The following is a 20,252-nucleotide window of genomic DNA, read 5'->3' as shown; positions in this document are numbered from 1 at the left end:
TTGAGACTGCCAGCTAAGCCAGCAGTTGCGTGAGTCGCCAGCCAATGGCGAATTGCGACCGAGCTTTACATTCACACTACAGCGGAGTGTTGCCATACCATGATGGACAATTTACGCGCGGCGTCGAACCATGTCGTGCTCAAGATTATTTTGGGGCTGATTATCCTCTCCTTTGTGCTGACGGGCGTTGGCAACTATCTGATTGGCGGCAATAACGACTATGCGGCCAAAGTTAACGGCCAGGAGATTAGCCGGGGACAGCTGGAGCAGGCGTTCAACAGCGAGCGCAGTCGTCAGCAGCAGATGCTGGGCGATCAGTTCTCACAGCTGGCCAGCAACGATGGCTACATGCAGCAGATTCGCCAGCAGGCGCTGTCGCAGTTAATCGATCAGGCGCTGCTTGATAGCTACATCAAAGATCTCCACCTCAGCATCAGCGACGATCAGGTGAAGCAGGCTATCTTCAATCAGCAGGCTTTTCAGACTAACGGTAAATTCGACAATGCCAAATATCTGAGTCTGATCAGCAATATGGGCTTCAGCGCCGACCAGTATGCCGAAGCGTTGCGTAAGCAGCTCTCTAATCAACAGCTGATCAATGCCGTGGCTAACACCGACTTCACGCTGAAAGGCGAAGCCAGCAAACTGGTGGACCTGGTTTCACAGCAGCGTGAGATTCGTCAGGCGACGCTGGACGTCAATGCACTGGCGGCGAAGCAGGCCGTTACTGACGACGAAATCAGTCAGTATTATCAGCAGCATAAAACCAGCTTTATGGCACCAGAGCAGTTCCGTGTCAGCTACCTCCTGATGGATGCGGCCAGCATGCAGCAGGATGCCAGCGAGGCCGATATTCAGGCCTGGTACGACCAGCATAAAGCGGACTATTCGCAGCCACAGCGTACGCGCTACAGCGTCATTCAGACCAAAACTGAAGCCGATGCCAATGCGGTCCTGGCGCAGCTGAAAGCAGGTGCCAGCTTCGCTGACGTGGCAAAAGCCAAATCCATTGACCCGATCTCGGCGCGTAAGGGCGGCGATATGGGCTGGCTGGAACCCTCTACGACTCCGGATGAGCTGAAAAATGCCGGTCTGACTGAGAAAGGCCAGATGTCAGGCGTCATCAAATCTTCAGTGGGCTTCCTGGTGGTTCGTCTTGACGATATTCAGCCAGAGCAGGTTAAGCCACTGGATGAAGTGCGCAGCGCCATTGCAGCGAAAGTGAAGCAGGAGAAGGGCGTTGATGCCTTCTACAAAGTGCAACAGAAAGTCAGCGAAGCGGCCAGCAATGACAATGAGTCACTGGCGGGTGCAGAGCAGGCTTCTGGTCTGAAAGCGAAAGAGACTGGCTGGTTCAGTCAGGATACGCTGCCAGATGAGCTTAACTTTGATGCAGTGAAGCAGGCGATCTTTAATGGCGGACTGGTCGGGCAAAACGGCGCGCCGGGCAACAACTCCGATATCATTACTGTCGATGGCGACCGTGCCTTTGTGCTGCGTATCAGTGAGCATAAACCGGAAGCGGTAAAACCGCTTGAGCAGGTTAAGGCGCAGATCACTGACACGCTTAAGCATGATAAAGCGACGCAGCAGGCAAAAGCTCAGGCCGATAAGCTGCTGACCGATCTGAAAGCCGGTAAGCAGGATGCGCTGACTGCAGCGGGTCTGACGCTGAGCGCCAGCAAGACCGTTGATCGCAATGCGCAGGATCCGGTGGCACAGACTGCCTTTAACCTGCCTCAGCCTGCGGAAAATAAACCTTCCTGGGGTGTCAGCGAAGATATGCAGGGCAATGTGGTACTGGTGGCGGTTGATAAAGTTAAAACCGGCAGCATGCCGCAGGCGCAGATTGACGAAATGGTCAAAGGCGTTACGCAGAATAATGCGCAGCTGGCGTTTGAAGCGTTACTGCAAAACCTGCGTAAAGAGGCCAAAATTAAGTACGGCGCTGCCGCACAAATGCAGTAAGCCTCGCAGAAACTGCGCAACGACTGTAACAATCAAAGGCCGCATTCGCGGCCTTTTCCATTTCTGAAATCCCGCTTTTGAGCCTTATGTGCAGTAGTGCCACTCTGTCGCTGCTGTTTACATACAAGGAGAAACACAGCATGGCTAAACCTAAACTCGTTGCCTTTTATCTTTCACTCGCGCTGGGCGGCGCACTCTGTCACAGCAGCGTCTCTGCGGCACCTGAACCTGTCAGCGCAGCCGTCACGCAGAGCTCACATCCTGCGTCGAAGCCGGAAGCCGCCGCGCAGCCACAGCAGGAGCAGGTCAGCATCAATGAAGCAACAGCCGAACAGCTCTCTGCCGTTATGAATGGGGTGGGGCTGAAAAAGGCGCAGGCAATTGTGAGCTATCGCGAACAGTACGGACCGTTTAGCGCAATTCAGCAACTCAGTGAAGTGCCGGGCATCGGCAATGCGTTGATAGAGCGAAATGCGGCCCGGCTGAAATTGTGAAGCAGTACACATCTGTGATGCTTAACCCACGATAGACAGGCGACTCTGCTAAAGTGAACAGGTCCAACCAGTTAATTCACAGCAGCAGGAGAGCATGATCATGCAGACCACCATAAAAGTGCGCGGCTATCATCTGGATGTCTATCAGCACGTCAATAATGCGCGCTATCTTGAGTTTCTGGAGGAGGCGCGCTGGGAATGGCTGGAAGAGGTGGAAGCATTCCACTGGTTGCAGGAACAGAAACTGGCTTTTGTGGTGGTAAACATCAACATCAACTACCGTCGCCCGGCCGTGCTGGGCGACGTACTGACTATCGACAGTGAGATCACGCAGTTGAATGGCAAAAGCGGCATTATTGCGCAGCGGGTTTTGCTGGCAGGGCAGGAGACCGTGGTGGCGGATGCCGCACTCACTTTTGTCTGTATTGATTTACGGACTCAGAAGGCGGTTGCGCTGGAAGGGGAGTTGCGCGAGCGACTGATGCGTCTGATGGCATGAGTCGATAAAAAGGCGGCAACCCGGATTCTCTGCCGCCACGTCAGACACTCTTAGTTAAGACCGCTTTTTGCTTTCATTGCCGCCATTACGCCAGCACGATCGTTGAGATAACCCTGCAGGCCATTGGCCCGTAAATGACAGGCTGCACACTCACCACATCCATCACCTTTCACGCCGTTATAGCAGGTCAGCGTCTGCTCGCGTACCAGCGCAAGCTGCTGCCAGTAATCCGCCAGCGCCCAGGTTTCCGCTTTATTGAGCCACATCAGCGGCGTCTCAAAACGAACATCGCGCGCCATGCCCAGCGACACCGCATGGTTCAGCGCTTTGACAAACTCATCGCGGCAATCGGGATAGCCGGAGAAATCGGTCTCACAGACACCAGTGATCACCGCTTCCGCTTCGACCTGATAAGCGTAAACCGAGGCCAGCGTCAGAAAGAGAATATTGCGTCCCGGCACAAACGTACTGGGTAATCCACTGGCCTCGGGATTATAAGCCGGCACCGGAATGTTATCCCGCGTCAGGCTGCTGACGGCGAGTTCGTTCAGCATGGTGACATCCAGCACTTTGTGCGCACGTGCACCGAGTTTAATCGCCAGGTCGCGGGCCACATCGATCTCTTCCCGATGGCGTTGTCCATAGTCGAAAGTGACGCAATGAACGTCATCATATTGTTCTAAGGCCTGAATCAGGCAGGTAGTGGAGTCTTGTCCACCGCTGAAAACTACAACAGCGCGTTTCATGGTGTTTTCCTGATAATTAATTTTGCGCTTATGGTAATGCCTCAGTCCGCCGCTGAACAGCTGCATGGCAGATCAATGGGCGGCGGGATCCATGCGCGGCTGAAATCGAACCAGCCCAGCGTATTCAGTTCAATCCCTTCAACGCCCGGCGGCGCGTAGATTTGATAGCGATAATTGAACAGTGGCAGCAGGATGCCGCCCGTCATCAGCTGATGATAAAGCTGATGCAGCGAGCGGGCACGGGTTTCGTCGTCAGCAATTTGCTGGATAGCCAGCAGTTGCGCCTGAATCTCTTCGCCCTGCAGTGTGGGCCACAGCGGCCGCCATAGCGGGTCAGTCTGTAACCAGCTGGCCAGCGTAAAGACCGGCGCATCACCAATCAGTCTGTCGCCCATCACGATATCCGCCTCATCAAGCGGGTCGATGCCGTGCCAGTTTTTTACCGGATGAAAAACTACCTTCAGGGTGCAGCCGTGCTGTTTTAACAGTGCAACCAGCGCCTGTGACATCTGATGCAGCTCAACCGGCAACTGATAATGCAGCGTCAGGGTTGCCGGTAAGGGAACCCTGACAGCATCAATCAGCGGCACACTCCAGCCAGGTAACAACTCTTTACTGGGAGTGATGAGTCCCTCATCCAGAGGCAACCGGCTGACAATGCCGCTTTGCTGGATCAGCTGGAAAAGCGTGCGCGCCTGATCAGCGGTAAATCCGGCTCGCGGCCGGCAGACCAGATAACAGAAGCCGAGGCTGATACTGCTGCTGACCGGTTGCAGCGTCCTGAGCTCTGTGGCATCGCCTATCGCAATCTGCACCGGATGACGACAGCTGCTGCCGAGAGCGGGATCAAACAGCTGAGGGGTAATCCAGTACTCCACCGCCTGCAGCAGAGGACGCTGCAGATGCCAGCGCGCGTGACTTTCAATCCTCACCAGCTCGGTGCTGAAGTGCCTGAGTTTCCACGGCCCGCTGCCCGTGGCGGGATCGATGGGATGGGGCAGCAGGCACAACAAGTGGGCGAGCCGATGGGGCAGCCAGAAATCAGGGCGGCGCAGTACGAAACGCACCGCAAGCGGATGGGGCGCATCCACGCTGACCACATCGGCCAGTAACATGCTGACGCGCCTATCCCGCAACAGCTGGCGGAATTGCGCCACCAGTTGTGCGGCCTGCAGAGGCTCGTCGTTGTGCCACATCAGCTGAGGCCGTAACCAGAATAACCAGCCAGATGACGCCTCGTCATATTGCCAGTGATGCGCCAGATCGCCGACCGGCTCATCCTGCTCAAAGCGAGTCAGACCGGAATAGATCTGGCGAGCCAGGTGCTGTTCGGCCCGACCGGTAATCTGACGCGGCTCTGTGCTCTCCATCGGACGATAGTAGGGGATGCGCAGCACCGGCGTATCGTTCTGCCACTGTCCACCCATTAATGGCCGCAGCATATTGATCAGCCTTTCCGGCGGCAGATCCAGCAGCTGCAAGGCCTCAGCGGCGTCTCCGGCGTCGAGCTGTTGTTGCAGCAACTGCTGCCGTAATTGTTCAGGTGAGCGCAGAAACACTATTTGTCCCTGTTTGCCACGGCCAGGCTCGCCGCGCCAGCTGAGCCAGCCTGCATGCTGCCACTGTGACAGCAACGTGCGCAGATGACGCTCGCTGCAGATACAGTGGCGGGCCATCTCCGCCACGCAGGTTTGCTGTGGGGCGCCCTGACTCTGCTGCCACAGACGCTGGAACTGATTAAGACGGTTAAGCTGGCGCATGTTAAACCCGGAACAGTTTTTTAAAAGTATTCACTATTAGTTCCGCAATTAACAGGCAATAGTGGAGTTCATCTTTCAGCAGGAGGTAAATCATGGTGCGTTTAGCCGCGTTCGATATGGATGGCACATTATTGCTGCCGGATCATCAACTAGGTCAGCAGACGCTGGATAGCCTGCAGGCGTTGCATCTGCGTGGCGTTAATCTGGCGCTGGCGACGGGCCGCCATCTGCTGGAGATGCAGATCTTACGGGAAAAAATGACACTGCCCGCGTGGCTGATTACCGGTAATGGCACTCGTGTACACGACAGGCAGGACAATCTGATCTTTGCGCGTGATCTGCCCTCTGCGGTCGCCGAAGAGGTGATCCACCGCCGCTGGGATACGCCCGCCACCCTGCATGTTTTCAACGATCAGGGGTGGTTTACCGATCACCCACAGCCTGATCTGCTGGTGGCCCATCAGATCAGCGGATTTGGCTATCAGCTGTGCGATCTTAAAAGATTGCCCGCGCATCAGGTGACAAAAATCTGCTTTATCGATCAGCATCAGCGCCTCTGTCAGATAAAAACAGAGCTGGATGCCGCACTGGGCGAGCAGGCTAACATCTGCTTCTCTGCCGTGGATTGTCTGGAGGTCTTACCCGCCAGCTGCAATAAAGGCAGCGCGCTGGCACTGTTATGTGACCATCTGTCGCTGACCATGGCGGAGTGTATGGCGTTTGGTGATGCGATGAACGATCGCGAGATGCTGGCGCAGGCCGGACAGGGTTTTATCATGGGCAATGCGATGGCGCAGCTGAAAGCCGCGCTACCGCATCTGCCGGTATTAGGGCATTGCGAGACACAGGCGGTGTCTCACTATTTAAATCACTGGCTGGCAACACCCGACCTCGCGTATTCCCCCGAATGCTGAGGATTGCCGTGAACCGGACAGGATGTCCGGTTTTTTATTCCAGCTCGCGCTGCCACGGCGTGATATCGCCAATATGCTTTGCCACCCATTCAGGCTGATAGTAGCTATCAGGATAACGTTCGCCGCTGTCGCACAGCAGTGTCACCAGTGCTCCCTGCTGATTCGCTGCCCGTAAGCGTTTTGCCACCTGCATCATGCCCCAGAAATTGGTGCCGGTAGAGGCGCCTGGCTTGCGTCCCAGAATCTTTTCCAGTTTCAGCATGGCGGCCAGCGTTGCACTATCCGGCACTTTGATCATTTCGTCGATCACGTCAGGCATAAACGACGGCTCCACTCGCGGACGGCCAATTCCTTCGATCATGCTGCCGCGCGCGCTGGTCAGGGTGGCATCACGCTGCTGCCAGTAATCAAAAAACACCGAATGCTGCGGATCAACCACCAGCAGTTTGGTTTCCAGTCCCTGATAACGGATATAGCGGCCCAGCGTGGCTGAGGTGCCGCCGGTGCCCGCACTCATGATTATCGTATGGGGAATCGGATAAGGTTCATGCTCCATCTGACGGAAAATGCTCTCTGCAATATTGTTATTGCCGCGCCAGTCGGTGGCACGTTCAGCATAGGTAAACTGATCCATAAAATGGCCATTGAGCTCCCGCGCCAGCCGTTCAGATTCAGCATAGAGCTGGCAGGGATCTTCAACAAAATGGCACTGTCCGCCATAAAAAGTGATCTGCTCAATTTTACGCTTCGCTGTGCTCGCCGGCATCACCGCAATAAAGGGCAGACCCAGCAGCCTTGCGAAGTACGCCTCAGAAACGGCAGTGCTGCCTGACGAGGCTTCGATAATCGGCGTATCCTGTTTAATCCAGCCGTTGGAGAGGCCGTAGAGGAACAGGGATCGTGCCAGCCGGTGTTTAAGACTGCCACTGGGATGGGTACTTTCATCTTTCAGATAGAACCAGATACCGGGAAAGTCCGCCAGATCGAAACGGATCAAATGGGTCTCAGCCGATCGTTGAAAATCAGCGTTAATTTCGTTGATAGCGTGGCGAATCCAGCAGGTGTGCATCTCAGGCGTCCGGTAAAAAAGTGATGCGGCTATTTTATGGCACGTGCAGGAAAAAGAGATTGCACAATTACCGCTAAAATGGCGGTAATGGAGAAAATGATTCTCCCGGAGCCGCGAATGTTAGATAAAACTGACCTTAAATTGCTCTCACTGCTGCAGCATGACTGCACGCTGTCGCTGCAGGCGCTGGCGGATGCCGTCAACCTCACCACCACACCCTGCTGGAAGCGCCTGAAAAAGCTTGAAGATGATGGCATTATTCGCGCACGGGTGGCGTTGCTGGATGGAGATAAAATCGGACTGTCACTGACGGCGTTTATGTTTGTTAAAACGCAGCAGCACAGTCGCGACTGGTATCAGGCATTTGTCTCGGTGGTGAGCAGCATGCCGGAGGTAATGGCCTTTTACCGTATGGCAGGCGAGTATGATTATCTGCTGCGCATTCAGGTGGCCGACATGAAAAGCTATGATGCTTTCTACAAGCGAGTAGTGAATGGGGTGCCTGGCCTGATTGATGTGACATCCAGCTTCGCCATGGAAGAGATTAAATACACCACGGCTTTACCTGTCGCCCCCTGAGGGCCTGAGATTGAGAGCAGCGTTGTGCGATTATTCAGTCAATTAAGTTGGTATTTTCTGCGGGAGTGGCGGCGCTATCTGGGCGCGGTCCTCCTGCTGATTGTTATTGCTATTCTGCAGCTGCTGCCACCGCATGTGGTCGGGGTGATTGTCGATGGCGTGACGCGTGACAACATGAGCACCAGCCGCATCATGATGTGGATTGGGATCATGCTGGCAACGGCGGTGGTGGTCTATCTGCTGCGCTATGTCTGGCGTGTGCTGCTGTTTGGTGCCTCCTACCAGCTGGCGGTTGAGCTGCGCGAAGATTTCTATCGCCAGCTGAGTCGTCAGCAACCGGCATTTTATCTGCGTCACCGCACCGGCGACCTGATTGCGCGCGCCACCAACGACGTGGATCGGGTTGTGTTTGCTGCCGGGGAAGGAGTACTGACGCTGGTCGACTCGCTGGTCATGGGCTGCGTGGTGCTGCTGGTAATGAGCACGCAGATCAGCTGGCAGCTGACGCTGCTTGCGCTGGTGCCGATGCCCATTATGGCCATCGTGATCCATCGCTACGGTAATCAACTGCACCATCGCTTTAAGCTGGCACAGGCCGCCTTCTCCAGTCTCAACGATCAGACGCAGGAGAGCCTGACCAGCATCCGGATGATTAAATCCTTTGGCCTTGAACAGCATCAGTCGCAGCAATTTTCCGATATCGCCCGCGATACCGGTGAAAAAAACCTGCGCGTGGCGCGGGTCGATGCCCGTTTCGATCCCACTATCTATATCGCTATCGGCTTCTCAAACCTGCTGGCGATTGGTGGCGGCAGCTGGCTGGTCTGGCATGGAGAGATGACGCTGGGGCAGCTCACCAGCTTTGTGATGTATCTCGGCCTGATGATCTGGCCGATGCTGGCGCTGGCGTGGATGTTTAATATTGTTGAACGCGGCAGCGCCGCCTGGAGCCGCATCGGCGCGCTGCTGGCGGAAGCGCCAGCGGTGGAAGATGGCGATAAGTCACTGCCATCTGAACCGGGCACGCTGCAGGTCGCGATTCGTGCCTTTAACTATCCGGCCAGCGTGGGTCCGGTCTTAAGCGATGTCAGCTTCCAGCTGAAACCCGGCGAGATGCTGGGGCTGTGCGGGCCAACCGGCAGTGGCAAAAGTACGCTGCTTAGCCTGATTCAGCGCCACTTTGATATTCAGCAGGGCGACATCCGTTATCACCAGATCCCGCTGCCGCAGTTGCGGCTGGATAGCTGGCGCAGCCGTCTGGCCGTGGTCAGCCAGACACCGTTCCTGTTCTCAGACAGCGTGGCGAACAATATTGCGCTGGGGAAACCGGGCGCAACCCAGCAGGAGATTGAGCATGCCGCCACGCTGGCCTGCGTTCATGACGATATCCTGCGTCTGCCGCAGGGCTATGAAACGGAAGTCGGGGAGCGCGGTGTGATGCTGTCGGGTGGACAGAAGCAGCGTCTTTCGATTGCCCGGGCGCTGCTGCTGAATGCGGAAATCCTGATTCTGGACGACGCGCTTTCCGCGGTGGATGGCCGTACCGAACACGAAATCCTGCATAACCTGCGCATCTGGGGGCAGGGACGCACGCTGATTATCAGCGCGCACCGCTTATCGGCACTGACGGAAGCCAGTGAAATCCTGGTCCTGCAGCAGGGCAGGGTGGCGCAGCGGGGCGACCACGACGCGCTGACCGGCAGGGCTGGCTGGTATCGGGACATGTACCGTTACCAGCAACTGGAAGCGGCGCTGGATGATGATGAAAATGAGAAAGGAGTGCCGCATGGCTAAGTCTGCACGCTTGTGGCCTACCCTGAAGCGTCTGCTGAGCTACGGTAAGCCGTGGCGTAAATCCCTGTCGCTGGCGGTAGGGATGCTGTGGATCGCTGCCGCGGCGGAAGTGACCGGACCGGTGCTGGTCAGCTACTTTATCGATAACCTGGTGGCGAAACATCAGATGCCCTGGGGAGTGGTCGCAGGACTGGTGGTCAGTTTTATCCTGCTTCAGCTGCTGGCCGCCGGGCTGCACTACTGGCAGGCGCTGTTGTTTAACCGAGCCGCTATCGGCGTGGTACAGCAGTTACGCAGTGACGTGATGAATGCCGCACTCTGTCAGCCGCTGAGTGCCTTTGATACCCAGCCGGTCGGGCAGATTATTTCACGCGTGACTAACGACACCGAAGTCATCCGCGATCTCTACGTCACGGTGGTTTCAACCGTGTTGCGCAGTGCCGCACTGGTCGGCGCCATGATGGTGGCGATGTTCAGCCTTGACTGGCGCATGGCGCTGGTGGCGATGATGATATTCCCGCTGGTACTGGTGGTGATGTTCATCTATCAGCGTTACAGCACGCCCATTGCCCGTCGGGTTCGCAGCTATCTGGCAGACATCAATAATGGCTTCAACGAAGTGATCAGCGGTATGAGCGTGATCCAGCAGTTTCGTCAGCAGGCGCGATTTGGTGAGCGAATGGGCGAAGCGAGCCGCTCTCACTATCTGGCGCGAATGGAAACGCTGCGTCTGGATGGTTTTCTGCTGCGTCCGCTGTTGAGCCTGTTTTCAGCGATGGTGTTGTGTGGGCTGCTGATCCTGTTTAGTTTCTCGATGCCTGGCGTGTTTGAAGTGGGGGTACTCTATGCCTTTATTACCTATCTGGGGCGTCTGAATGAGCCGCTGATTGAGCTGACCACTCAGCAATCGATGCTGCAGCAGGCGGTGGTTTCAGGTGAACGTATTTTCGAACTGATGGATGCTGCACAGCAGCAGTATGGGGCCGATCAGCAACCGCTGGCTTCAGGTCGTATCACCCTGAACAATCTGAGCTTTGCCTACCGTGAAAACCGCGATGTGCTCAGTGATATCAATCTTGAGGTTGCCCCACGCGAGTTTGTGGCGCTGGTGGGACATACCGGCAGCGGTAAAAGCACGCTGGCGAACCTGTTAATGGGTTACTATCCGGTGACGCGTGGCGAGATCCGCATTGATGATCGACCCATTAGTGACCTGAGCCATGCCGTGCTGCGGCGCGGTATCGCGATGGTGCAGCAGGATCCGGTGGTGCTGGCCGATACGCTGCTGGCGAATGTGCGGCTGGGACGTGACATCAGCGAAGAGGCCGTCTGGACGGTGCTGGAACAGGTGCAGCTGGCTCCGCTGGCGCATGCGTTGCCGGAGGGAATACATACCCGGCTGGGCGAGCAGGGCAATAATCTGTCGGTCGGGCAGAAGCAGCTGCTGGCACTGGCCCGGGTGCTGGTTGATCTGCCGCAGATACTGATCCTCGACGAAGCGACGGCCAATATTGATTCCGGCACCGAGCAGGCCATTCAGCAGACGCTTGAGACGCTGCGCCAGCACAGCACGCTGGTGGTGATTGCTCACCGCCTCTCAACGATTATTGAAGCAGACAAGATTCTGGTGCTGCATCGTGGTCGTGTGGTTGAGCAGGGTACGCATCAGCAACTGCTGGCGATGCAGGGACGTTACTGGCAGATGTATCAGCTGCAGCAGGCAGGTGAAGATCTGGTATCGGGCGTCGCTGTAACAACTGAAGGCTGAGTTGCACCTTTTTTGCGCACCTTTATCAGATTAATCTGTATAAATGCACTCCTTTGACGCCTGAAGCACCAAAGGAGTGCAGCCCTCCGCTGCAATTTCCCCTGTACGGCCTCTCTGTTTCCCATCCTCTTTAAAGCATCCCTTGTCGCGTCTCGCCTGAACAACGTATTACCGTCATTTTCACACTCTGGCACAGGCTTTGCTTATATCCCTGCGTGTCCGTAAACGTTACCTATTTACTCGCTGGAGGGGATCCAATGAAGCTGGTTACCGTCGTAATTAAGCCATTCAAGCTGGAGGATGTACGTGAAGCTTTATCCTCTATCGGCATTCAGGGACTGACCGTCTCCGAAGTGAAAGGTTTTGGCCGTCAGAAGGGCCATGCAGAGCTTTATCGTGGCGCAGAGTACAGCGTGAACTTCCTGCCTAAGGTCAAAATTGATATCGCTATTGCCGACGATCAGTTAGACGAAGTGGTGGATGTCATCAGTAAAGCGGCTTACACCGGCAAAATTGGCGACGGTAAAATTTTCGTGGCTGAACTGCAGCGCGTCATCCGTATTCGTACCGGCGAGACCGACGAAGCCGCTCTGTAATAAAGACTCAGTACTGTGATGGGATGGAATAAAAATGAATAAAATTTTCGCTAAGTTGGGCCTCACCAGCCTGGCACTGTTACCCTCACTCGCGATGGCTGCGCCTGCCGTTGCGGACAAGGCTGATAACGCATTTATGATGATTTGCACCGCGCTGGTGCTGTTTATGTCAATTCCAGGTATCGCGCTGTTTTATGGTGGTTTGATTCGCGGTAAAAACGTGCTGTCGATGCTGACTCAGGTTGCCGTCACCTTCTCACTGGTCTGCGTATTATGGATGGTTTACGGCTATTCACTGGCGTTCAGTGAAGGCAACGCATTCTTTGGCAGCTTTAACTGGGTGATGCTGAAAAACATTCAGCTGACCGCCGTCATGGGCAGCTTCTATCAATATATTCATGTCGCGTTCCAGGCCTCGTTTGCCTGTATCACGGTGGGCCTGATTGTCGGTGCTATCGCAGAACGCATCCGTTTCTCTGCCGTACTGATTTTTGTCGGCGTCTGGCTGACCCTGGCTTACCTGCCTATCGCGCACATGGTGTGGGCTGGCGGTTTCCTGGCACAGGATGGCGCGCTGGACTTTGCTGGCGGCACCGTGGTGCATATCAACGCCGCTGTCGCCGGTCTGGTGGGCGCTTATCTGGTGGGCAAACGTGCCGGCTTTGGTAAAGAGGCCTTCAAACCACACAACCTGCCAATGGTATTCACTGGCACCGCCATTCTGTATGTCGGCTGGTTCGGTTTCAACGCCGGTTCTGCTTCTGCAGCAAACGAAATCGCGGCGCTGGCCTTCCTGAACACCGTTGTCGCAACAGCGGGCGCCGTGTTGTCATGGACCTTTGGCGAGTGGGCGGTACGTGGTAAGCCTTCGCTGCTGGGTGCCTGTTCAGGCTTTATTGCCGGGCTGGTAGCGATTACGCCTGCCTGTGGTTATGTCGGCGTCGGCGGTGCATTAATTATCGGCCTGGTTGGCGGACTGGCGGGACTGTGGGGCGTGACCACTCTGAAAAAATGGCTGCGCGTGGATGATCCCTGCGATGTGTTCGGCGTGCATGGCGTGTGCGGCATTGTCGGCTGTATCCTGACTGGCGTGTTTGCCTCCTCTTCACTGGGCGGCGTAGGCTATGCAGAGGGTGTCACCATGGGCCATCAGGTCTGGGTACAGCTCTTCAGCGTGGGCCTGACTATCGTCTGGTCGGGCGTTGTCGCCTTCATCGGCTTCAAGCTGGCTGATTTGATTGTCGGTCTGCGCGTTCCGGAAGAGCATGAGCGTGAAGGTCTGGATGTAAACAGCCACGGCGAGAATGCTTACAACCAGTAATGGATGGGCAGTGAAAAGATCAACCGGGGGCGAGTAATCGCCCCCTTTTTTTATTCGCTGCGCTGACGCATCACCCCTTCCTGAACCGTTGAGGCCACCAGCACACCCTGCTGATTGTAGAACTCGCCCCGGACAAAACCCCGTGCGCCTGACGCCGAAGTACTGACTACGCTATAGAGCAGCCATTCACTGAAGTCGAACGGGCGGTGGAACCACATTGAGTGGTCGATAGTGGCGACCTGCATGTCCGGCTCTAAAAAGCCTTTGCCGTGCGGCTGGAGCGCGACCGGCAGGAAATTGAGATCGGAAGCATAGCCGAGCAGATACTGATGGATGCGTAAGTCGTCGGGCAGTGGGCCGGTGGCGCGGATCCAGACCTGGCGCTCCGGCTTATCCACATGTCCCCGGAGAGGATTGTGAATCTGTACCGGGCGGATCTCCAGCGGACGCTCAGCAATGAATTTTTCACGTAGCTTTTCTGGCAGCAGATGCGCCATTTTCTGCGCCATCGCCTGTTCAGTTAACAGATTCTTTGGCCCCGCCACCTGTGGCATCGGATTCTGATGTTCAAAGCCGCTTTCCGGTGACTGGAACGAGGCGGTCATATAAAAAATCGGCTGCCCATTCTGAATGGCACTGACCCTACGTGCGCTGAAACTTTTGCCATCACGCAGCGTTTCAACATCGTAAATAATCGCTTTCTGACTATCGCCGGGCCGCAAAAAATAGCTGTGAAAAGAGTGAATAATGCGATCTTCCGCCACGGTTTGCTTTGCGGCATACAGCGCCTGACCCACCACCTGACCGCCAAACACCTGACGAAGGCCAATATCTTCGCTCTGGCCGCGATATAAACCCTCTTCCAGTTTTTCCAGATTTAATAAATTCAGCAGATTTTGCAGTGCCTGAGTCATGGCGCGTTCCTCAATATAGTGACCTGCTCAGTGTGAAAGATCGGACCAGTTGACGTCAATCAGACTTTCTACATTGTCGGTGCCAGGCAAAATTTCATTTTTGTGCCAACATTAAGGACATACGGCGAGTGAAGCGCTGTAAGCAGGATTCGCTGCCGACAATCATTTTGATCAAATGGAGACGACATCAATGAAACTCAGGCATGTGTTCAGTGGAGTAGTTATGGCGGTTGCTGTTGTAGGATGCGCCGACAAGAGTAAACCCGTGCCAACGCCAACTCTGGGTTCTGCGGTTGCAGGACAGACGGCGGCGATTGCGCAGCCTAACGTAAGTGGTTCAGTCTTTATCCGCCAGCGCATTGCGCTGCCGCCGGATGCGGTATTAACCGTGACGCTCTCTGATGCGTCCGTCGCCGATGCACCCTCAAAAGTGCTGTCGCAGCGCGTGGTGCGAACCGAAGGCAAACAGGCACCGTTCCAGTTCGTGCTGCCGTTTAACCCAGCCGACATCAAGCCTGATGCACGCATTCTGTTAAGCGCAGCCATCTCAATCGACGGTAAGCTGGCCTTTATCACTGAAGGCGTGAAGCCAGTGATTAACCAGGGTGGCACCAAAGCAGAGCTGCTGCTGGTACCGGTACCGTCTATGGCGATGCCAACCCAGCCGGGCGCAGCGACCACCGTTCCTTCGACCTCACCGACTCAGGTGACGCCGTCTGCTGCGGTTCCTGCTCCAACCCGTCTGTAAACTCATTTCGGGGCGACATAGTCGCCCTTTTTTCCCTGTCTAAACTCGCCAGCGATAAGTCTCGAGATCGAGCTGTCCGTCGTCACTCACCTCTATGCCTTCCGCTTCCAGTGCATCCCGCTGCCGCAACAGACGGTCACCCTGAAGAGAAATTGTGCCGTGTCGGTTTACGACGCGATGCCAGGGAAGGGTAGTACCCTCGGGTAAGCGGCTCAGCACGCCACCAACCTGACGCGCCGCGCGCGGAGAACCGGCCAGTAGCGCCACATCGCCATAGGTGGTGACGCGGCCAGCCGGAATAGCGGCAACAATTTGCCAGATGCGTTGCTGGAAAGTGTCTGGCTGATTCATGTACTTATTTCATCAGGGAAAAGGGTTTTAACTTTAGCACGGGGAAAAGGCGGAGAAAGCGTAAAAGCGGTGGTTGTTCAAGAAAACAACGGTTGTCCCGACTACGCTTGCAATTGCCACCTCCTTCCCAGATAATGCCCCCGCTCTCGTAAAGAGGGCTTGTCAATGGGGGCCCTGTTGGTTCTCCCGCAATGCTAGCTTGTGAACTCGGTCAGATCCGGAAGGAAGCAGCCGTAGCAGGTGACGCGTGTGCCGGGATGTAGCTGGCAGGGCCCCCACCACTTTCTCCCTTCGATATTCTCCCCCTAAGCTGCAGACAGGCAAAACCCGCCTGGGCCGATCCTTTGCCGGCAGGCAGGATTATCCGGTACTTTATTGGGGTAAAACTGAGCCGTAAGCGATCAGATTAACGGACAAATTTCCATACTGAACCCGGGACTTTATCGTAGAGCTTGTTCATCGTCAGTTCCGCCAGGCGATGGTCAGCTGCTGAGTAAAATACCGCTAATTCATCTTCCGGTAATTCATACTTATTTTTTTCAATCACCCTTTCCAGGGTATCAAGAGAGCGGCAGCGCCGCAGTCGCATCAAATAATCGGTTTTAGTCAGGGTTTTGTTCATAAATAAACCGTTCTCATGTCTTTACTATAATGAATGGCTCGGTTGCTGGAGAAAAGCGCACTCTTCAGTGAACAGATTAAATAAGCGTTTTGCTGAACGTTGCCACCGCTGAAGATCCGGACTATTGACACCATAATTGCTGAATAGCATAAAAGTATCATCAAGATATTCATCGATTTGCGAAATCAGCGCTTCATCTTCAACGTGCTTAATTTTGTAATTCATGGTGAAAGAGGCGATATGCTCAATCAAATCGTTAAGCTGTAGATTGCTTTCAGAAGTGGGATCATTAACCCAGCCATGATGGCTGTCGGTTAATGTTGCCATGCTGTCGTCAAACAGACTCTCACAAAGGTATTTAAGCTGGGCAATATCATGCCGTTTCGGTGAGTATTCGTCCATCTTTTTCCCCTCCATAGCTAGCACAGTTGCCGCAGGGCGGCGAGAGAAGATCACGCGGCCAGGAAGCGATTATTCGGGCAGTTATTAAACGGGATACCTTAAAGATAGTGTAAAACCATTAGTTCTGCTCACCTCCATTACTAAATATTACAATTCATCGCCAGGGGAGGGTTGCTCATTGTCGATCACATCAAACTCAAGTGCACCGGGCTTAATGTGAAAGTTTACCTGTTCTGACTGCGTCACGGTTTCATTTAGATCCAGGCAGGGACTAAATAAATTCCAGTCAAAATCGTAAAGTAATTTAAAACTATTCAGATCCTGGTATTCAACCGAAATGATTTTTAAACTGCCTGGAACTAACCGGGCATTTTGTGAGTACCAGCGTAAATCCCCTACCAGCAAATCGGTTATTTTGAGAATATTCCGCTGAACAATCTCTGCTATTTTTGCGCAGTCCGATTCACCCGCGGCAATATCACATTCAATGAGTGACAGCATATCTGTTCCACTTATAACCGTTAATAAACCTATCATTGGTTTTCTGCAACTGGTTTGCAAGTCAGTTGAGCACAAAACTCTCAGTTTCTGAGATTTGCCAGACGCAGCCGCAGGCCTTACCGCCAGCGCGGGTCTGCCAGTGCGTGCAGGTGGTATTTATCTTTTGATACACAATCCCACATTCAACAGAGAGCAACATCAGGTATCTTTACTGTTATGTTATAACATTATGGTGAAGTAATGCGTCAGAGTGGACTACTTATGTCACTGAGCGGGCGGCTGGGAGTAGCACTGCTATTTATCACGCTGCTTGCTGTGGCTATAAAATGGGGGATCAGCGCATGATCCTGTTTAACGCGCTTCGCGCGGGCTACCAGGGACAGGTTGTGACCCCGGCTATTACCGGCCAGCTCGCAGCCGGCTCGATGACCGCGCTGGTCGGCGCGAACGGTAGCGGCAAATCAACCCTGTTAAAAACCATTGCTGGCTTACTGCCACCGATAGCCGGGCGCTGTGAGCTGCAGGTTGCACGCCGGGATATCGGCTGGTTGCCGCAGCGCACCGAACTTGAGACCCGCTTTCCCCTGACGGTATTTGAACTGGTCTCTATTGGCTGCTGGCCACGCTGCGGCTGGTTCGGCGGCATTAACCGGATACTGCGTCGGGAGATCTGGCAGTCGCTGGAAGCGGTTCAGATGAGTGATTATGCGGATGCGCAGCCCGCGACGTTATCCGGCGGACAACTGCAGCGGGTATTGTTTGCGCGGCTGATGCTGCAGCGCAGCCAGCTCTGGCTTCTGGATGAGCCTTTTAACGGCATTGACAGCCAGACGGTGACGCTACTGATGTCGATCCTTGAGCAGCAACAGCAGGCCGGAACAACCCTGCTGGTGGTGCTGCACGATCGTCCGCTGGTGGCGCGCTACTTCAGTAACGTGATGTCGATGGATGAACGTGAGGTTAACTGCACCTGCCTGCCTGCTTCCTCTCTGGGGAGTCGTGCGCCGTGACCCTGATTCAACCCTTTATTGAGTTTGGTTTTATGCGACGCGCGCTGGTGGCCTGTCTGGCGCTGGCCGTCAGCGCCACGCCGCTCGGGGTATTCCTCTCCCTGCGACGTATGAGCCTGATTGGCGATGCCTTATCACACGCGGTGCTGCCCGGTGCCGCCATTGGCTATCTGATCTCCGGATTGTCACTGGTCGCGATGGGTGTTGGCGGCCTGATCGCTGGTTTAGCCGTGGCGCTGCTCTCTGGCGCGGTCAGTCGCTACACGCCGCTGAAAGAGGATGCCAGTTTTGCCGGCTTCTATCTGGGTTCACTGGCGCTGGGCGTCACGCTGGTTTCATTACGCGGCTCAAGCGTGGATCTGCTGCACGTTCTGTTTGGCTCGCTGCTGGCGGTAGACAACGCAGCGCTGTTGCTGGTGGGCGGCATCGCTGCCTTTACGCTGATTCTGCTGGCGGTGATCTATCGTCCGCTGGTCATCGATGCGTTTGACGGCGACTTCCTGCGTGCGCAGGGAAAATGGAGCGCGCCGCTGGTGCATGGTCTGTTTTTAATGCTGGTGGTGCTGAATCTGGTGGCGGGTTTTCAGGTGCTGGGCACCCTGATGTCGGTGGGTTTAATGATGTTGCCCGCCGCCAGCGCCCGCTTCTGGAGTCGCCATCTCGCCGCGATGCTGGTTATCGCCATTTTCATGGCAATGATTTCGGCGCTGGCCGGTCTGATGCTCTCCTGGCACTTCTCATTGCCTGCGGGTCCCGCTGTAGTGCTGAGCGCCGCCATGCTGTTTTTTTTCTCCATTCTTACAGGGCCGTGCGGCGGAATTTTACGCCGCCATTAATCTTAAGGGGTATCTATGAAAAAATTACCGGTTAGCCTGGCGCTCGCTGCGCTGTTTGCCACGCCTCTGGCGATGGCCAAAACGGTGGATGTCGTGGCCAGCTTTACCGTGCTGGCTGACATCGTTAAGCAGGTCGGCGGCGATCATGTAAAGGTTAAAAGCCTGGTGGGGCCGAATGGCGATCCTCATACTTTTGAACCGACACCGCAGGACAGTCAGGCGCTGGCGAAGGCCGATCTGGTGTTTGTCAGCGGACTGGGACTGGAAGGGTGGATGGATCGGCTGGTCAGCGCCTCAGGGTATCGCGGTCAGCCGGTTGTCGCCTCAACCGGTGTCACCACTCGCAGCATGGAGGAGGAGGGTAAAACCGTTACCGATCCTCACGCCTGGAACAGCATGCAAAACGGCGTTATCTACGCGACCAACGTGATGAATGCGCTGGTCAAAGCCGATCCTGAAGATGCTCCGGCCATTCGTCAGCGTGGACAGAATTACATTCAGCAACTGCAGGCGCTGGATCGCTGGGCAAAAACCGCCTTTGACGCTGTGCCAGCCGATAAGCGTAAAGTGCTGACCAGTCACGATGCGTTTGGTTACTTTGGACAGCGATATGGCGTGACTTTCCTGGCGCCGGTAGGGTTCTCTACTGAGGCGGAAGCGAGTGCCAGCAACGTGGGTAATTTAATCACCCAGCTGAAGCAGCAGCACATCAACCGCTATTTCATCGAGAACCAGACCGACCCGCGTCTGGTAAAACAGATTGCCAGCGCCACCGGGGCTGAGCCGGGTGGTGAGCTCTACCCGGAAGCGTTATCCACGGCCTCTGGCCCCGCAGCCACCTATCAGGCGGCTTTTAAACACAACGTGAATGCGATGCTGAAGAGCATGCACTAAGCATAAAAAAGGCCGGGCAAGCCCGGCCAGTCATCACGACACAAACTAGCGTTTTTTCTTTCTTCCCTGTACTGCTTTAAACCGCGGCTTCGATTTACAGATCACGTAAATACGGCCTTTGCGGCGGACCACTTTACAATCCCGATGGCGATTTTTTGCTGAACGCAGCGAGCTTAATACCTGCATGATCCTCTCCTCTATTTCTTTCCAAGAAAGCGCCCGAAACGCTGGTTAAAGCGCGCGGTGCTGCCCTCTTTGGCAAAATCTTTCTGTTTGCCGGTGTAAAACACATGTGAGGCAGACGACACATCCAGGGTGACGTAGGGCAGCGTTTCGCCTTCGAACTCCACGGTGCGATCGGTTTTGATGGTTGATCCGATTTTGAACCAGACATCAGCCGATGTGTCATGGAAAACCACGTGACGATAGTGAGGATGAATATTCGCTTTCATAATGCACACCTATG

The 20,252-nt window shown here is 55.1% G+C and carries 23 protein-coding genes and 1 other RNA gene; 14 read left to right on the top strand and 10 right to left on the bottom strand.

Annotation, left to right across the window (positions count from 1 at the left end; all coding sequences use genetic code 11):
• The first annotated feature begins 99 nt into the window (after window positions 1-99).
• From ppiD to HFD87_RS03155, 3 genes are all read left to right on the top strand, one after another.
• On the top strand, window positions 100-1,968 hold the full coding sequence (gene ppiD, locus HFD87_RS03165) for a peptidylprolyl isomerase (RefSeq protein WP_033779659.1): 1,869 nt from the start codon (window positions 100-102) through the stop codon (window positions 1,966-1,968).
• A gap of 140 nt (window positions 1,969-2,108) precedes the next feature.
• Entirely contained in the window at window positions 2,109-2,462 is a 354-nt protein-coding gene (locus tag HFD87_RS03160) for a helix-hairpin-helix domain-containing protein (protein ID WP_010255849.1), read from the top strand.
• 100 nt (window positions 2,463-2,562) lie between these two features.
• On the top strand, window positions 2,563-2,961 hold the full coding sequence (locus HFD87_RS03155; RefSeq protein WP_010671209.1) for a YbgC/FadM family acyl-CoA thioesterase: 399 nt from the start codon (window positions 2,563-2,565) through the stop codon (window positions 2,959-2,961).
• 50 nt (window positions 2,962-3,011) lie between these two features.
• Here HFD87_RS03155 and queC read toward each other — a convergent pair whose 3' ends face one another.
• Entirely contained in the window at window positions 3,012-3,707 is a 696-nt protein-coding gene (queC, locus tag HFD87_RS03150; RefSeq protein WP_031592184.1) for a 7-cyano-7-deazaguanine synthase QueC, read from the bottom strand.
• Between the two features lie 41 nt (window positions 3,708-3,748).
• Complete coding sequence (locus tag HFD87_RS03145; RefSeq protein WP_167422921.1) at window positions 3,749-5,467, bottom strand: SgrR family transcriptional regulator; 1,719 nt, start codon at window positions 5,465-5,467, stop codon at window positions 3,749-3,751.
• 92 nt (window positions 5,468-5,559) lie between these two features.
• Between HFD87_RS03145 and cof the strand changes: the two genes are divergently transcribed.
• Window positions 5,560-6,381 (top strand): HMP-PP phosphatase, encoded by an 822-nt coding sequence (gene cof / locus HFD87_RS03140; protein ID WP_167422920.1) that lies wholly within the window; start codon window positions 5,560-5,562, stop codon window positions 6,379-6,381.
• Window positions 6,382-6,415: 34 nt separating this feature from the next.
• On the opposite strand, the gene HFD87_RS03135 is transcribed toward cof, so the two are convergent.
• Entirely contained in the window at window positions 6,416-7,450 is a 1,035-nt protein-coding gene (locus HFD87_RS03135) for a PLP-dependent cysteine synthase family protein (protein WP_167422919.1), read from the bottom strand.
• Window positions 7,451-7,567: 117 nt separating this feature from the next.
• Between HFD87_RS03135 and HFD87_RS03130 the strand changes: the two genes are divergently transcribed.
• The 5 genes from HFD87_RS03130 to amtB all read left to right on the top strand — a co-directional run bounded on the left by HFD87_RS03130 (window position 7,568) and on the right by amtB (window position 13,508).
• The gene (locus tag HFD87_RS03130; protein WP_031592177.1) at window positions 7,568-8,029 is read left to right on the top strand and encodes an Lrp/AsnC family transcriptional regulator; all 462 of its coding nucleotides are present in this window, start codon (window positions 7,568-7,570) and stop codon (window positions 8,027-8,029) included.
• A gap of 24 nt (window positions 8,030-8,053) precedes the next feature.
• Window positions 8,054-9,823 carry a SmdA family multidrug ABC transporter permease/ATP-binding protein gene (locus tag HFD87_RS03125; RefSeq protein WP_033756779.1) on the top strand — a complete coding sequence of 590 codons (1,770 nt, stop codon included), beginning with the start codon at window positions 8,054-8,056 and terminating at the stop codon, window positions 9,821-9,823.
• The gene (locus HFD87_RS03120) at window positions 9,816-11,591 is read left to right on the top strand and encodes a SmdB family multidrug efflux ABC transporter permease/ATP-binding protein (RefSeq protein ID WP_052272132.1); all 1,776 of its coding nucleotides are present in this window, start codon (window positions 9,816-9,818) and stop codon (window positions 11,589-11,591) included. Before HFD87_RS03125 ends, HFD87_RS03120 begins: the two co-directional genes overlap by 8 nt.
• 257 nt (window positions 11,592-11,848) lie before the next feature.
• Window positions 11,849-12,187 (top strand): P-II family nitrogen regulator, encoded by a 339-nt coding sequence (glnK, locus tag HFD87_RS03115; RefSeq protein ID WP_003850469.1) that lies wholly within the window; start codon window positions 11,849-11,851, stop codon window positions 12,185-12,187.
• 34 nt (window positions 12,188-12,221) lie between these two features.
• Complete coding sequence (gene amtB, locus HFD87_RS03110) at window positions 12,222-13,508, top strand: ammonium transporter AmtB (RefSeq protein ID WP_010255877.1); 1,287 nt, start codon at window positions 12,222-12,224, stop codon at window positions 13,506-13,508.
• Window positions 13,509-13,558: 50 nt separating this feature from the next.
• Here amtB and tesB read toward each other — a convergent pair whose 3' ends face one another.
• Window positions 13,559-14,422: an acyl-CoA thioesterase II gene (tesB, locus tag HFD87_RS03105; protein ID WP_167422918.1), complete on the bottom strand. Its 864-nt coding sequence runs from the start codon at window positions 14,420-14,422 to the stop codon at window positions 13,559-13,561.
• A gap of 190 nt (window positions 14,423-14,612) precedes the next feature.
• On the opposite strand from tesB, the gene HFD87_RS03100 reads away from it, so the two are divergent.
• Entirely contained in the window at window positions 14,613-15,170 is a 558-nt protein-coding gene (locus HFD87_RS03100; protein ID WP_010255881.1) for a YbaY family lipoprotein, read from the top strand.
• 39 nt (window positions 15,171-15,209) lie between these two features.
• Here the strand turns inward: HFD87_RS03100 and HFD87_RS03095 are convergent, their stop codons facing one another.
• Window positions 15,210-15,521: an MGMT family protein gene (locus HFD87_RS03095; protein ID WP_033756781.1), complete on the bottom strand. Its 312-nt coding sequence runs from the start codon at window positions 15,519-15,521 to the stop codon at window positions 15,210-15,212.
• A gap of 175 nt (window positions 15,522-15,696) precedes the next feature.
• Between HFD87_RS03095 and ffs the strand changes: the two genes are divergently transcribed.
• An RNA gene (gene ffs / locus HFD87_RS03090) (signal recognition particle sRNA small type) lies at window positions 15,697-15,793 on the top strand.
• 134 nt (window positions 15,794-15,927) lie between these two features.
• On the opposite strand, the gene HFD87_RS03085 is transcribed toward ffs, so the two are convergent.
• The 3 genes from HFD87_RS03085 to HFD87_RS03075 all read right to left on the bottom strand — a co-directional run bounded on the left by HFD87_RS03085 (window position 15,928) and on the right by HFD87_RS03075 (window position 17,046).
• The gene (locus tag HFD87_RS03085) at window positions 15,928-16,143 is read right to left on the bottom strand and encodes an HHA domain-containing protein (protein WP_003850458.1); all 216 of its coding nucleotides are present in this window, start codon (window positions 16,141-16,143) and stop codon (window positions 15,928-15,930) included.
• Between the two features lie 24 nt (window positions 16,144-16,167).
• Window positions 16,168-16,545 (bottom strand): Hha toxicity modulator TomB, encoded by a 378-nt coding sequence (gene tomB, locus HFD87_RS03080; protein ID WP_003850455.1) that lies wholly within the window; start codon window positions 16,543-16,545, stop codon window positions 16,168-16,170.
• Window positions 16,546-16,692: 147 nt separating this feature from the next.
• On the bottom strand, window positions 16,693-17,046 hold the full coding sequence (locus HFD87_RS03075; protein ID WP_167422917.1) for a hypothetical protein: 354 nt from the start codon (window positions 17,044-17,046) through the stop codon (window positions 16,693-16,695).
• Window positions 17,047-17,387: 341 nt separating this feature from the next.
• Between HFD87_RS03075 and HFD87_RS03070 the strand changes: the two genes are divergently transcribed.
• The 3 genes from HFD87_RS03070 to HFD87_RS03060 are packed head-to-tail and all read left to right on the top strand — an operon-like array spanning window position 17,388 to window position 19,786.
• Window positions 17,388-18,056, top strand: a complete 669-nt coding sequence (locus HFD87_RS03070; RefSeq protein WP_010255888.1) for a metal ABC transporter ATP-binding protein — start codon at window positions 17,388-17,390, stop codon at window positions 18,054-18,056.
• Window positions 18,053-18,892 carry a metal ABC transporter permease gene (locus HFD87_RS03065; RefSeq protein ID WP_010255890.1) on the top strand — a complete coding sequence of 280 codons (840 nt, stop codon included), beginning with the start codon at window positions 18,053-18,055 and terminating at the stop codon, window positions 18,890-18,892. The genes HFD87_RS03070 and HFD87_RS03065 overlap by 4 nt, the downstream gene beginning before the upstream one ends.
• Window positions 18,893-18,907: 15 nt before the next feature.
• The gene (locus HFD87_RS03060; protein ID WP_010255893.1) at window positions 18,908-19,786 is read left to right on the top strand and encodes a metal ABC transporter substrate-binding protein; all 879 of its coding nucleotides are present in this window, start codon (window positions 18,908-18,910) and stop codon (window positions 19,784-19,786) included.
• Between the two features lie 45 nt (window positions 19,787-19,831).
• Here HFD87_RS03060 and ykgO read toward each other — a convergent pair whose 3' ends face one another.
• On the bottom strand, window positions 19,832-19,972 hold the full coding sequence (ykgO, locus tag HFD87_RS03055; RefSeq protein WP_167422916.1) for a type B 50S ribosomal protein L36: 141 nt from the start codon (window positions 19,970-19,972) through the stop codon (window positions 19,832-19,834).
• Window positions 19,973-19,983: 11 nt separating this feature from the next.
• Window positions 19,984-20,238: a type B 50S ribosomal protein L31 gene (locus HFD87_RS03050; protein WP_010671219.1), complete on the bottom strand. Its 255-nt coding sequence runs from the start codon at window positions 20,236-20,238 to the stop codon at window positions 19,984-19,986.
• Between the last annotated feature and the right edge of the window lie 14 nt (window positions 20,239-20,252).

Source organism: Pantoea sp. EKM21T, from assembly GCF_011800405.1.
GTDB classification, from domain to species: Bacteria; Pseudomonadota; Gammaproteobacteria; order Enterobacterales; family Enterobacteriaceae; genus Pantoea; species Pantoea agglomerans.
This window is presented reverse-complemented; position numbering and strand designations above follow the sequence as displayed.